The 12,008-nt window shown below is 74.5% G+C and carries 11 protein-coding genes and 3 pseudogenes; 9 read left to right on the top strand and 5 right to left on the bottom strand.

The genetic code is table 11. From position 1 onward, the window contains the following. Positions 1 to 8: 8 nt before the first annotated feature. The 3 genes and pseudogenes from QQY24_RS11360 to QQY24_RS11370 all read left to right on the top strand — a co-directional run. Positions 9 to 431 (top strand): annotated as a pseudogene (locus tag QQY24_RS11360) (MFS transporter); the annotation flags it as partial. Then, positions 428 to 1,072 (top strand): TetR/AcrR family transcriptional regulator, encoded by a 645-nt coding sequence (locus tag QQY24_RS11365; RefSeq protein WP_301972554.1) that lies wholly within the window; start codon positions 428 to 430, stop codon positions 1,070 to 1,072. The pseudogene QQY24_RS11360 and the gene QQY24_RS11365, both read left to right, overlap by 4 nt. A 34-nt stretch (positions 1,073 to 1,106) precedes the next feature. After that, positions 1,107 to 1,838 carry a Mut7-C RNAse domain-containing protein gene (locus tag QQY24_RS11370; protein WP_301972555.1) on the top strand — a complete coding sequence of 244 codons (732 nt, stop codon included), beginning with the start codon at positions 1,107 to 1,109 and terminating at the stop codon, positions 1,836 to 1,838. Between the two features lie 4 nt (positions 1,839 to 1,842). On the opposite strand, the gene QQY24_RS11375 is transcribed toward QQY24_RS11370, so the two are convergent. The 3 genes from QQY24_RS11375 to mca form a co-directional block, all read right to left on the bottom strand. Continuing rightward, the gene (locus tag QQY24_RS11375; protein ID WP_301972556.1) at positions 1,843 to 3,885 is read right to left on the bottom strand and encodes a thioredoxin domain-containing protein; all 2,043 of its coding nucleotides are present in this window, start codon (positions 3,883 to 3,885) and stop codon (positions 1,843 to 1,845) included. 151 nt (positions 3,886 to 4,036) lie between these two features. Beyond that, on the bottom strand, positions 4,037 to 4,270 hold the full coding sequence (locus tag QQY24_RS11380; RefSeq protein ID WP_301972557.1) for a hypothetical protein: 234 nt from the start codon (positions 4,268 to 4,270) through the stop codon (positions 4,037 to 4,039). Then, on the bottom strand, positions 4,263 to 5,123 hold the full coding sequence (gene mca, locus QQY24_RS11385) for a mycothiol conjugate amidase Mca (protein WP_301976214.1): 861 nt from the start codon (positions 5,121 to 5,123) through the stop codon (positions 4,263 to 4,265). The genes QQY24_RS11380 and mca overlap by 8 nt, the downstream gene beginning before the upstream one ends. 174 nt (positions 5,124 to 5,297) lie before the next feature. Between mca and QQY24_RS11390 the strand changes: the two genes are divergently transcribed. Both QQY24_RS11390 and greA read left to right on the top strand, forming a co-directional pair. Further along, positions 5,298 to 5,696 (top strand): DUF4307 domain-containing protein, encoded by a 399-nt coding sequence (locus QQY24_RS11390; RefSeq protein WP_301972558.1) that lies wholly within the window; start codon positions 5,298 to 5,300, stop codon positions 5,694 to 5,696. A 189-nt stretch (positions 5,697 to 5,885) separates the two neighbouring features. Next, complete coding sequence (gene greA, locus QQY24_RS11395) at positions 5,886 to 6,386, top strand: transcription elongation factor GreA (RefSeq protein WP_301972559.1); 501 nt, start codon at positions 5,886 to 5,888, stop codon at positions 6,384 to 6,386. Positions 6,387 to 6,678: 292 nt separating this feature from the next. Here greA and ilvA read toward each other — a convergent pair whose 3' ends face one another. Continuing rightward, a complete protein-coding gene (ilvA, locus tag QQY24_RS11400) occupies positions 6,679 to 7,908 on the bottom strand; it encodes a threonine ammonia-lyase (protein WP_301972560.1) in 1,230 nt (409 codons plus the stop codon). Between the two features lie 142 nt (positions 7,909 to 8,050). On the opposite strand from ilvA, the gene QQY24_RS11405 reads away from it, so the two are divergent. The 3 genes and pseudogenes from QQY24_RS11405 (at position 8,051) to QQY24_RS11415 (ending at position 9,476) form a co-directional block, all read left to right on the top strand. Continuing rightward, complete coding sequence (locus QQY24_RS11405) at positions 8,051 to 8,575, top strand: MarR family winged helix-turn-helix transcriptional regulator (protein ID WP_301972561.1); 525 nt, start codon at positions 8,051 to 8,053, stop codon at positions 8,573 to 8,575. Positions 8,576 to 8,700: 125 nt separating this feature from the next. After that, positions 8,701 to 9,202 (top strand): annotated as a pseudogene (locus QQY24_RS11410) (sigma factor-like helix-turn-helix DNA-binding protein). A gap of 25 nt (positions 9,203 to 9,227) precedes the next feature. Continuing rightward, the gene (locus tag QQY24_RS11415; protein WP_301972562.1) at positions 9,228 to 9,476 is read left to right on the top strand and encodes a hypothetical protein; all 249 of its coding nucleotides are present in this window, start codon (positions 9,228 to 9,230) and stop codon (positions 9,474 to 9,476) included. Positions 9,477 to 9,483: 7 nt separating this feature from the next. Here QQY24_RS11415 and QQY24_RS11420 read toward each other — a convergent pair. After that, positions 9,484 to 10,640 (bottom strand): annotated as a pseudogene (locus tag QQY24_RS11420) (cystathionine gamma-synthase). Between the two features lie 221 nt (positions 10,641 to 10,861). Between QQY24_RS11420 and QQY24_RS11425 the strand changes: the two are divergent. Next, positions 10,862 to 11,983 (top strand): hypothetical protein, encoded by a 1,122-nt coding sequence (locus tag QQY24_RS11425; RefSeq protein WP_301972563.1) that lies wholly within the window; start codon positions 10,862 to 10,864, stop codon positions 11,981 to 11,983. Positions 11,984 to 12,008: the final 25 nt, after the last annotated feature.

The following is a 12,008-nucleotide window of genomic DNA, read 5'->3' on the forward strand; positions in this document are numbered from 1 at the left end:
CCCCGCCGCTGGTGGGCAGCCGGACGACGGCCGGCTCCGGCTACGGCTTCACCGCGCCGTGGCTGGCCGTCGCGGGCCTCGGCTTCGGCTTCTCGGTCGCCCCCGCCATGGACGGCGCGCTCGCCGCGCTGCCCGCCGACCGGCTCGACGTGGCCGGACTGCCCGCCCCCGCCGCGCACACCGCCGGACAGTCCGCGGTCGCCGCGCACCTGGTGGCCGCACGGACCGGCTCGGCCCGCCTGACCGCCTCCGCGGACGCCGCCTACGTCCACGGCGTGGACCTGGTGCTGCTGGTGTGCGGGGCCGCGGCCCTGGTCACCGCCCTGCTGGCGGCGCTGCTGCTGCCGGACGCGCCTCCCGCCCGGCACGCCGGGCGGGAGGAGGACGGGCCCCCGGCCGTGGCCGCTCCCGTGGCCGGTGCCGGACAATGACCGTCATGACGGCCGCACACTCCACCAGCACCGCCCCCGCCGACCGCCCCCGCCCCGGCCTGCGGGAGCGCAAGAAGACCAGGACCCGGGAGGCGATCCGCGCGGCGACGTACGCCCTGGTCGAGGAGCAGGGCTACGACGCCACGACGATCGACCAGATCGCCGACCGGGCGGAGGTGTCGCCGTCGACCGTCTTCCGGTACTTCCCGACCAAGGAGGACATCGTCCTCACCGACGAGTACGACTCGGTCGTCCTGGAGCGGCTGCGGGCCCGGCCGGCGGACGAGCCGTGGCTGGACTCCCTGCGCCACGTGATGCGGGAGGCCGTCCGCATCGGCGTCGAGGAGGACGCGCGCGTCTCCCGGCTGCGGACGCACCTGATGGTGCAGGTGCCCGCGGTGCGCTCCCGGATGATGGAGAGCATGTCGGTCACCGGCCGCACGCTCTGCCGGGCCATCGCCGAGCGCACCGGCCACGACCCGGACGGCCTGGAGGTGCGGGTCTACGCCATGTCCCTGATCGGCGGCCTGATGGAGGTCTCCATGTACTGGGCCGAGAACGGCCACCGGGACGACTTCGAGGCCCTCCTCAACCGCGCCCTGGACACCCTGGAGCACGGTCTGCGCCGCGACGGCCGTTGACCGCCGCGCACCGGCCGCGTGCCATCCTGACGGGGTGAACGGACCCGAGATCCACGTCGAAGTCGCTCCCGCCCTGCACCTGTTCGTCCCGTCCGCCCGGCGCACCGGGGCCACCGCGCTCACCACGGACGGCGTCTCGTCCCTCGGCCACGCCGTGGAGTCCCTCGGCATCCCGCTGACCGAGGTCGGCGCGCTGGTCGTGGACGGCCGCGAGGTGCCCGTGTCGCACGTCCCGGCCGGGGGCGAGCACGTCTCGGTGCGGGCGGTCGCCCGCCCCCAGCGGGTCCCCGGCGCCCCGCTGCGCTTCCTCCTCGACGTCCACCTCGGCACCCTCGCCCGCCGCCTGCGCCTGCTCGGCGTGGACACCGCCTACGAGTCGACCGACATCGGCGACCCGGCGCTGGCCGCCCGCTCGGCGGCGGAGCGGCGGGTCATGCTCAGCCGCGACCGGGGCCTGCTGCGCCGCCGTGAGCTGTGGGCCGGCGCCTTCGTCTACAGCACCCGCCCCGAGGACCAGCTCGACGACGTCCTGGGCCGCTTCGCGCCCGAGCTGCGCCCGTGGACCCGCTGCACCGCCTGCAACGGCCTGCTGCGCCGGGCCACCAAGGAGGAGGTCGCCGACCAGCTCAAGGGCGGCACCCAGCGCTCGTACGACGTCTTCGCGCAGTGCTCGGCCTGCGGTCGCGCCTACTGGAAGGGCGCGCACCACGAACAGCTGGAGGCCATCGTGGAGCGGGCCCTGGCCGGGCACGCCGGACGCGGCTGACGCCTCACTCCGCCCGCACCGCGTTCAGCGCGGCACGGAGCCGGTCCGGGTCGGTCGTCGGGGCGTCGCAGGTGAAGTGGCGGCAGACGTACGCCGCCGGCCCTCCGCCGACCAGCGGGCGGCCGGCGAGCAGCGGGAAGCCCTCGCCGTCCGGCGTGCCCGCGGCGACGACCGCGCCCGGGGCGGTGCCCAGGAGCGCCGTGCGGTGCAGGGCGGCCGTCCGCTCCTCGTCCAGGGCCGGTCCGACGACCGCGACCTCCTTGGGCCCGTCCAGGAGCGCCTCGGCGACGGCCAGGCCCCAGCCGATGTACCTCGGCACGCGCGGCCCGAGTGCCCTGACGACACCGAGCGCCCGCTCGGCGGCCGTGCGGTGGGCCTCGGAACCGGTGTGCGCGGCCAGGCCGAGCAGCGCCCCCGCCGCCGCCGACCAGCCGGACGGGGTGGCGTTGTCGGTGGGGTCCTGGGGCCGGCGGATGAGCTGCTCGGCGTCGGACGCCGTGTCGTACAGGGCGCCGCTGCCGGGGTCGGCGAAGCGGGTGAGCACGTGGTCCAGGAGCAGCCCGGCGAAGTCGAGCCACACCCCCTCCCCGGTCACGGACGCCAGGGCGAGGAAGCCCTCGGCGACGTCGGCGTAGTCCTCCAGCACGCCGGCGTTGGGCCCGACGCGGCCGTCCCGGCTGGTCCGGGCGAGCCGGCCGTGCTCGTCGAGGTGCACGCGCACGAGGAGGTCCGCGGCGGCCACGGCGGCCTCCACGAGGTCGGGCCGGCCGAAGTAGGCGCCGGTCTCGGCGAGCGCGGCGACCGCCAGCCCGTTCCAGGCGGCGACGACCTTGTCGTCCCGGCCGGGGGCCGGCCGCCGGTCCCGGCGCTCCGACAGGCGCCGCCTGATGGAGGCGACCTTCTCCGCGTCGAGGACGGTCTCCCGCTGGGGCAGCTGGAGGACGGACTGGCCGTGCTCGAAGGTGCCCTCCCCGGTCACGCCGAAGTACTGGGCGGCGATGTCGGCGTCCTGGTCCCCGAGGGTGGCGCGCAGCTGCTCGGGCGTCCACACGTAGTACGCCCCCTCGACGGGCCGGCCGCTGCCGTCGTCGCTGTCGGCGTCGAGCGCGGAGGCGAAGCCGCCCTCGGCGGTGCGCAGTTCGCGGACCATGAAGTCGGCGGTCTCCAGGGCGACACGGCGGGCGAGAGCCGACCCGGTGGCCCGCCACAGGTGCGCGTACACCCGGCACAGCAGGGCGTTGTCGTACAGCATCTTCTCGAAGTGCGGCACGACCCAGTCCCGGTCCACGGAGTAGCGGGAGAACCCGCCCCCAAGCTGGTCGTAGATGCCGCCCCGGGCCATCCGCTCGCAGGTGTCCCGGGCCATCTGCAGGGCGCCCTCGGCGCCGGTGCGGGCGTGGTGCCGCAGCAGGAACTCCAGCACCATGGACGGCGGGAACTTCGGCGCGCCGCCGAACCCGCCGCGCTGCGGGTCGTACTCGCGGGTGAGCCCCAGGAGGGCCTGGGCGAGCTCCTGCTCGCCGGGCGCCTCGTCGCCGTGGTGGCCGATCTCCCGCTGGGCGAGGTCGCGGACGATCTTCCCGGCGACCTCGCCGACCTCGTCGCGCCGCTCCTCCCAGGCCAGCCGGACGCCTTCCAGCACCTGCCGGAAGGAGGGCATGCCGTGCCGGGGCGCGGGCGGGAAGTAGGTGCCGAAGTAGAAGGGCTCGGCGTCCGGGGTGAGGAACACCGTCATGGGCCAGCCGCCCTGCCCCGTGGCCGCCTGGACGGCCTCCATGTAGACGGCGTCGACGTCGGGGCGCTCCTCGCGGTCGACCTTGACACTGACGAAGTGGTCGTTCATGAAGGCCGCGGTGGCCCGGTCCTCGAAGGACTCGTGCGCCATCACGTGACACCAGTGGCAGCTGGAGTACCCGACGCTCAGCAGCACGGGTTTCCCGGCTCTGCGGGCCTCCTCGAAGGCCTCGGCCGACCAGGGCCACCAGTCGACGGGGTTGTCGGCGTGCTGGAGCAGGTACGGGGACGTCTCATGGGCCAGTCGGTTCACCTCTCCACTCTCCCACGGTGACGCGCGGGACGAGCGGTCGCCGGCGGGGGCGGGGCGCCGGCGGGAGGACGAAACCGGTGCCCGGGCACGACGGCGACCGCCACGCCCGGGGGTGCCGGGGCGGCGGTGCCGGCCGGGGCCCGGCCTCCGGTCAGTCCCGCTGCGGCGCGGACCCGGTCCTCTGCCGTTCCGCGCCGTCCGGGGACTCCTTGAAGTCGACCTTCTGCATGTGCTTGTTCATCGACTTCATCAGGCCCCACACGGCCAGGGCCATCACCGCGAAGACGATGAAGCCGAGGACGCCGGGGGTGACCTTGTTCTCGTCGACCTCCTGGGCGAGGGGTGCGAGATGCGTCAGTGCCAGGCTTGCGCTCATGTCAGGCATTGTCCCGGATGCCCGCGAAGAGGTCGTCCTCGGGGAGGGAGGTGTCGACGAGCGACTTCGCCAGCTCGTACTCCTCCGTCGGCCAGACGTCCTTCTGCAGCTCCATCGGCACCCTGAACCAGCCGCCCTCGGGGTCGATCTGGGTGGCGTGCGCGATCAGCGCCCTGTCGCGGACCTCGAAGAACTCCGCGCACGGGATGTGCGTGGTGAGCGTGCGCTCGGTGCGTTCCATCTCGCTCCAGCGCTTGAGCCACTCCCCGTACGGCGACTCCAGGCCGCGGTTGAGCATCGCCTGGTGCAGCGCCTCGGTGCGGGGGCGGTTGAAGCCCTGGTTGTAGTACAGCTTCAGCGGCCGGAAGGCCGGCCCGAACTCGCTCTCGGGGTACTTCTCGGTGTCCGCCGCGCCCTCGAACGCCACCATCGAGATCTTGTGGGTCATGATGTGGTCGGGGTGCGGGTAGCCGCCGTTCTCGTCGTAGGTGGTGATCACCTGCGGGCGGAAGGAGCGGATCTGCCTCACCAGCTCGCCGGCCGCCTTGTCGACGTCCTCCAGGGCGAAGCAGCCCTCGGGCAGCGGGGGCAGCGGGTCGCCCTCGGGCAGGCCGGAGTCGACGAAGCCGAGCCACTCCTGCCGGACGCCGAGGATCTCGCGGGCCTCGTCCATCTCCTTCCTGCGCACCTCGTGGATGTTCTCCTCGATGTACGCGTCCCCCTGCAGCTTGGGGTTGAGGATGGACCCGCGCTCTCCGCCGGTGCAGGTCACCACCAGCACGTCCACCCCCTCGGACACGTACTTCGCCATGGTGGCCGCGCCCTTGCTCGACTCGTCGTCGGGGTGCGCGTGTACGGCCATCAGTCGCAGCTGGTCAGTCAAGACTCATTCCTCGGTCAGTCGGAGCCCCGTGTCTTCGGGTATTCAACAGGTGCCGTCCGGTGGGACGTCGTCCAGGGCGGCGGTCGGGGGGCGGGGGGAGGGCTTCTATAGTGACGGAATCGGGGGGCGAATAATTCCGCGGAGAGGACGATCATGAGTACGGCGAGCACGCGGCTGCCCGAGGGCCGCTACGGCCGTTCCTCGGACGAGCGTGCCGACCGCAGGCTCAAGGCCGCCGCGGCCGTGTTCGGCGCCGCCCTGCTCGCGCTGGTGGGGTACTTCGCCTACCACTACGTCGCCGAGACGCAGATCAGCGCCCAGGTCGTCGCCTTCCAGGCGTCCGACGACGCGGTGCGGGTGCACCTGGAGGTCCACAAGGACTCCGGCGCCTCCGGCTACTGCACCCTGCGCTCCCAGTCCGCGGACGGCGCCGAGGTGGGCCGGGCGGACTTCCGCTTCACCGGGCCGGCCACGCGCATCGACAAGGTCGTCACGCTGCGCACGACGGCCAGGGGCACGACGGCCGAGCTGCTCGGCTGCCACACGGGCTGACGCGCCGGACATCGCCCGGTGTCACCCGGAATGCGTCGGCCGCGACCTGCGTTGACGCGAAAATAACGGCTTATGTCCTCCCCCTGGGGCCCGTGAATTGTTAGGCTCGTGGTTTCGCCCATCCAAGAAGGAACATTCTTCCGGGTAGGGCGATGCTTTTGTCTTCCCAGTACCGACGAGGAGCACCCTGTGACCCAGACCAGCGAGAACGTCACCTGGCTGACCCAGGAGGCGTACAACAAGCTCAAGGACGAGCTTGAGTACCTTACTGGTCCTGCGCGCACGGAGATCGCCGCCAAGATCGCGGCCGCGCGCGAGGAGGGCGACCTGCGTGAGAACGGCGGGTACCACGCGGCCAAGGAGGAGCAGGGCAAGCAGGAGCTGCGCGTGCGCCAGCTGACCCAGCTCCTCGAGAACGCCAAGGTCGGTGAGGCTCCCTCCTCCGCCGACGGCGCGGTGGCGCCGGGCATGGTCGTCACGATCGCCTTCGACGGTGACGAGGACGACACCCTGACGTTCCTGCTCGCCTCCCGCGAGTACGCGAGCGCCGACGTCGAGACGTACTCGCCGCAGTCCCCGCTGGGGTCCGGTGTCATCGGCCACAAGGTCGGCGAGGACGCGGAGTACGAGCTGCCGAACGGCAAGAAGGCCTCGGTGCGGATCCTGAAGGCCGAGCCGTACTCGGCCTGATCCCGCCCGGACGCCCCGTCGCGCCCCCGCAGTCCGCCCGGCGGACTGCGGGGGCGTCGTCATGCCGTGGCCCAGCGGCGCCCGCGGACCGCGCGGGTGCGCAGGACGGGGACGGCCGGCACCGGGCGGACCGGCGGGGCCCGCACCGGGTGCTGCACGGGGCGGACCGGCCGGGCGGGCGAACAGCACACGGGCCGCCCGCGCGGTGGCGCCGGCCGGGTTCCGCTCCGCGGTGCGGCGCGGCCGGGGGGTCGTGCGGCGGGCGCCGGCGAACGCGCCGGGGTCCCCGCCCTCAGCCGATGACCGTGTACCCCGCGTCGCGCAGGGTCCGGCCGACCTCGGCGCAGTGCACCGGGCCCTTCGTCTCCAGGTGCAGCTCCACCTCCGCCTCCGTGAACCCGAGCCCGGGGTCGGTCCGGATGTGGCTGACGTCCAGGACGTTCGCGTCGGTCGCCGACAGCGCCCCGAGCAGCGTGGCGAGGGCGCCGGGCCGGTCCGTCAGCCGCAGCCGGACCGCCAGGTAGCGGCCCTGCGCGGCCATGCCGTGCCGCAGCACCCGCTGGAGCAGCACCGGGTCGACGTTGCCGCCGGACAGCACGGCGACGACCGGCCCCGGGACGGCGCCGGCCTCCCCCAGCAGGGCCGCGACCGGACTGGCCCCGGCCGGCTCCACGACCAGCTTGGCCCGCTCCAGGCACAGCAGCAGCGCGGCCGAGAGCTGGTCCTCGCTGACCGTGCGCACCTCGTCGACCAGGTGCTCCACGATCCCGAACGGCACCGCGCCCGGCCGGCCCACCCTGATGCCGTCGGCCATCGTCGCCGGGTTGCGCACCGGCACCGGGCGGCCGGCCGCGAGCGAGGGCGGATAGGCCGCCGCGCCCTCCGCCTGCACGCCGACGATCCTGACGTCCGGCCTGAGCGCCTTCACCGCGACCGCGATCCCGGCCGCCAGTCCGCCGCCGCCGATGCCGACGACGATCGTGCGCACCTGCGGGCACTGGTCCAGGATCTCCAGGCCGACCGTCCCCTGGCCGGCGATCACGTCCGGGTGGTCGAAGGGGTGGATGAACACCGCGCCGTTCCTGGCCGCGTACTCCTGGGCCGCGGCCAGCGTCTCGTCGACCACCTGGCCGTGCAGGCGCACCTCGGCGCCGTAGTCCCGGGTCGCGCTGATCTTCGGCAGCGGGGCGCCCCTCGGCATGAAGACGGTGGCGTGCACGCCCAGCAGGGAGGAGGCCAGCGCCACGCCCTGCGCGTGGTTGCCGGCGCTCGCGGCCACCACCCCGGCGGCCCGCTCCTCCGGCAGCAGTCCGGCGATGCGGACGTAGGCGCCGCGCAGCTTGAACGAGCCGGTGCGCTGCAGGTTCTCGCACTTGAGGTGGATCGGTGTGCCGACCAGCCGGGACAGGTGGCGGCTGCTCTCCATCGCGGTCACCCGCGCCACGCCCGAGAGCGTCTTCTGGGCCCCGCGCACGTCGTCGAGGGTGACGGAGCGCAAGGAGTCGGCCGTGCCATAGCTCATGGGCTAAGTCTCGCAGTTCGCGCGCACCCGCTTCGAGCGACCGTGCTCCGGGACCGGTTCGCGCAGCGCCGGTACGGTTCACGGCCGGGCCGCGTACCCTGTTCCCCCAACCCAGCACCCCTCATGAAGCGAGCCTCCGGCCATGCCCACAACACCTGAAATGTCGATGGACATGACGACCGTCGGTGACACCGGCCTCCTCGACACCCTCCAGCACGAGGTGGCGGTGTTCGCCCGCCGAGCGGAACAGACCCGGCTCGGCGGTGTCGGGCAGGTGCGCAACACCATGGACCGCGCCGCGTACCTGCTGCTCAACCGTCTCGACAACGAGGGCCCGATGGGCGTCAAGGCGCTCGCCGCGAGCATGGGCATCGACTCCTCCACGGTCACCAGGCAGGTGGCCCCCCTGGTCGACACCGGCCTCGTCAAGCGCACCTCGCACCCGGAGGACGGACGGGCCGTGGTGCTCCAGCTCTCCCCGCGCGGGGCCGCCCGGCTGCAGGAGGTGCGCTCCTCGCGGCGCCAGCTGATGGCCGAGCTGACGCGCGACTGGACGCCGCAGGAGCGGGAGCAGTTCTGCGCGCTCCTCACGCGCTTCAACGGCGCGCTCTCCGCCCGCACGGCGGTGCAGGGCGCGCCGTCCGCGGAGCAGCCCCCGGCGTCCTGAGCCCCGCCCCGCGCGGCTGCGGTCCGGGCTCTTGACCCCGGGCCGCCGTCGGCCTCATATGGGATCGGGTCCCGCGTCGTGCGCGGTACGGAGTGCGTACCGGAGAGGGCCCTCGGGGAGGCGCGGTGCGTGATCGGCAGGCGTCCCGCGGTGCCCGCCGGGCCCGGGAGTTCGAGGCGTTCGTCGCGGGCGCGGCGGCGCGGCTGCTGCACACCGCCACGCTGCTCACCGCGGAGGCGCCCGACGCCAACCCGCGCGCGCGGCGCCTGCTGGCGCCGGCGCTCGCCCACACCTACGCCCGCTGGGACCGGTTGCGCGGCGACGACCCCTACGACTGCGCCCGCCGGCACCTCGCCGCGCGCTTCGCGCGCCGGACGTGGCAGCACCACGGCGCGTTCGGCCGCGCCCGCCCGGACCCGCGCGGTCCGCTCGCCGTGCTCACGCCGCGGGAACGGCTGGTCCTCGTCCTACGGGTGTACGAGGGTGTCGCCGAGGAGCCGGCGGCGGCGCTGCTCGGACTGCCCGTCGAACGCGTGCGCGCCCTCTGCGACCGCGCGACGGCCACCCTGCTGCGCCCCTCCCGCCCGGCCGCCCCGCGCGGCGAGCGCGAAGGCGGCGCCCTCATGAGGCGGCCGCCGGCCGGGCGGGCCCGGTGAACCGGTCCGAGCGGGAGGCCGCCGTACGGCGGATCATGGAGGCGGCGCCGGTGCCCGTGCCGCCGGGTCTGCACGGTGAGGCCGTCCGGCGCGGCACGCGTCTCCTGCGGCGCCGCAGGTTCGCCCGCCGGCTGCTGTGGCTGCTGCTGTGCGCCGCGGCCGTCGCGTTCACCGTCTGGGCGGTGCGCGCGCACCCCTGGGTGGAGCCGCCGTCGCGGACGACCCCACCGGTCACCGGCTGGTGAGACGCGGCTACCCGCCCAGCGCCTGGTGCAGGTCCTCCAGCAGGTCGTCCACGTTCTCGATGCCCACGGACAACCGCACCAGGTCGGCGGGCACCTCCAGGGGGAGCCGGCCGCGGAGGCGTGCGTCATCCGGCCGGGGTGCTCGATGAGGGACTCGACGCCGCCGAGGGACTCGCCGAGCGTGAACACCCGGGTGCGGTTGCACACCTCGAGGGCGGCCTCCTCGCCGCCCTCGACCCGGAAGGACACCATGCCGCCGAAGGCCCGCATCTGCTTGGCGGCGACCTCGTGCCCCGGGTGCTCGGGCAGGCCCGGGTACAGGACGCCCGACACGCGCGCGTGCCGGGACAGCATGTCGACGATCTTCGTGGCGTTCTCGCTGTGCCGGTCCATGCGCACCGCGAGGGTCTTGGCGCCGCGCAGCACCAGCCAGGAGTCGAAGGGACCGGCGACCGCGCCCATCGCGTTCTGGTGGTAGGCCAGCTCCTCGCCCAGCGCCTGGTCGGCGACGACCAGCGCGCCGCCGACCACGTCCGAGTGACCGCCCATGTATTTGGTCAGGGAGTGCACGACGACGTCCGCCCCGAGCGCCAGCGGCTGCTGGAGGTAGGGGGTGGCGAAGGTGTTGTCGACCACGAGCCTGACGCCCGCGTCGCGGGCGACCTGAGCGACGGCGGCGATGTCGGTGATGCCGAGCAGCGGGTTGGAGGGCGTCTCCACCCAGACGGCCTTGGTCCGCGGGGTGATCGCCTCGCGGACGGAGGCCGGGTCGCCGGTGTCGGCCACGGACCACTCCACGTGCCACCGCGTGGCGACCTTGGCGAAGAGGCGGAAGGTCCCGCCGTAGGCGTCGTTCGGGATGACCACGTGGTCGCCGGGGGTGAGCAGCGTCCGCAGCAGGGTGTCCTCGGCCGCCAGGCCGGACGCGAAGGCGAGGCCGCGGCAACCGCCCTCCAGCGCGGCGAGGTTCTCCTCCAGGGCGGTCCTGGTGGGGTTGGCGCTGCGGCTGTACTCGTAGCCGCCGCGCAGACCGCCGACGCCGTCCTGCTTGTAGGTCGAGACCTGGTAGATCGGCGGGACGACCGCGCCGGTGAGGGGATCCGCGGTGTTGCCCGCGTGGATCGCGAGGGTCTCGAAGTGCTGACTGATGTGCCTGTCGCTCATGGGTACTGAGCGTAGTGCGCCCGGCCGAATGGTGGTGTCCCCCGCCCCCGGGCCGGCCCGGGGGCGGGGGCAGGGCGGGGCCGGGGGGACGGCCGGGACCGGGGTGCCCGCGGTCCGGCGGCGCGCGGGTCGTCCACGGGTCGGCGGTGGGCGGCCGGGTCCTCCACCGGTCCGGCCGCGGGGGTTGGCCAAGTGCCGGCGGCGTCTGGTTCGCTTGTGGCATGGCGATTCTCTGGCTGCTCGTGGCGGTGCTCATGGCGGGCTTCGTACTGCTCCCGGTGTTCCGGCGCGGGCGCGGGGCGGGCGGGCGGCCTCGCGCGGGCCACCGGGGCGCCCCGGACCCGGCGGCGTACGGGTTCGTCCGCCAGGAGGAGCTGGACGTGCGGATGCCCGGCCCCGACCAGGACCTGCTGGACGCCCTGGACGTGGTGCAGCGCACCCAGGACTACACCGCGGCTGCCCGGCTGCTGGCGGTCACCGGGGCCGGGGACGAGTGGCGCTGGCAGCGCGTGCAGGCGCTCGCCGGAGCCGCCGCCCTGGAGCTGCGGCAGCGGCCGGGCGGGGTGCACGAGACCCCGGGCGGCCAGTGGCTCAGGGTGTGGCGGGCCGAGCGGCCCAAGGACGCGGGCGGGACCGCGGTGCACGCCGAGTTCCTGGCGCAGCAGGCGTGGCGGACCTCCGCACCGGGCACGGACGAATTCCGGATCATCATGGAGGAGGCCCGCGAGGCCTGCGCGCAGGCCGCCCTGTGCGCGGCCCCCGACGACCCGGTCCCGTACCTGATCGAGCTGTCCGTCGCCCGCGGCCTCGCCTGTCCGCCGCCGGAGTTCGAAAAGCTCTGGCAGGACGTCACGGAGCGCGCCCCGCACCACATGGGCGCCCACCTGGCCGCGCTGCAGTACTGGTGCGAGAAGTGGCACGGCTCGCGCGCGCAGGCGTACGCCTTCGCCGAGGCCGCCGCCGCCCGCGCCCCCGAGGGCTCGCTGCTCGCCGCGCTGCCGCTGTTCGCGGTCTTCGAGCACCTGCCCGAGGTGAACCTGGTCGCCGGCTTCCACCGGAGCGAGGTCGTCACCAGGGCCGTCCACGGCGCGCTCCACGCGGTGCACACGGCCGACCCCGACGACCCGGTGGCCGCGCACGTCCGCCACCTGCTCGTCTTCTTCCTGGTGCGCGCCGAACGCTGGGCGGAGGCCCTGGACCAGCTGGTGCACGTCGACGGACACGTCGGCGCGCTGCCCTGGATCCTGGACGACGCCCCGGCCGCCGCGTTCGCCCGCTACCGCGCCCTGGCGATGGCCGGCTACGAGGCCGGCGGCGGCCGTCCGGTGCCCCTGCCCGGCTGACGGACCGGACCCGGACCACCCTGCT

The sequence above is a fragment of the Streptomyces sp. TG1A-8 genome, from assembly GCF_030499535.1.
Lineage (GTDB): Bacteria > Actinomycetota > Actinomycetes > Streptomycetales > Streptomycetaceae > Streptomyces.

What these genes read in the sequence shown, in the direction of transcription:
- QQY24_RS11365 (WP_301972554.1), top strand. Translation starts at nt 428, where the DNA reads ATGACCGTCATGACGGCCGCACACTCCACCAGCACCGCCCCCGCCGAC.
- QQY24_RS11380 (WP_301972557.1), bottom strand. Translation starts at nt 4,270, where the DNA reads ATGCCTGACATGAGCGCAAGCCTGGCACTGACGCATCTCGCACCCCTC.
- mca (WP_301976214.1), bottom strand. Translation starts at nt 5,123, where the DNA reads ATGGCCGTACACGCGCACCCCGACGACGAGTCGAGCAAGGGCGCGGCC.
- QQY24_RS11390 (WP_301972558.1), top strand. Translation starts at nt 5,298, where the DNA reads ATGAGTACGGCGAGCACGCGGCTGCCCGAGGGCCGCTACGGCCGTTCC.
- ilvA (WP_301972560.1), bottom strand. Translation starts at nt 7,908, where the DNA reads ATGAGCTATGGCACGGCCGACTCCTTGCGCTCCGTCACCCTCGACGAC.
- QQY24_RS11405 (WP_301972561.1), top strand. Translation starts at nt 8,051, where the DNA reads ATGCCCACAACACCTGAAATGTCGATGGACATGACGACCGTCGGTGAC.
- QQY24_RS11425 (WP_301972563.1), top strand. Translation starts at nt 10,862, where the DNA reads ATGGCGATTCTCTGGCTGCTCGTGGCGGTGCTCATGGCGGGCTTCGTA.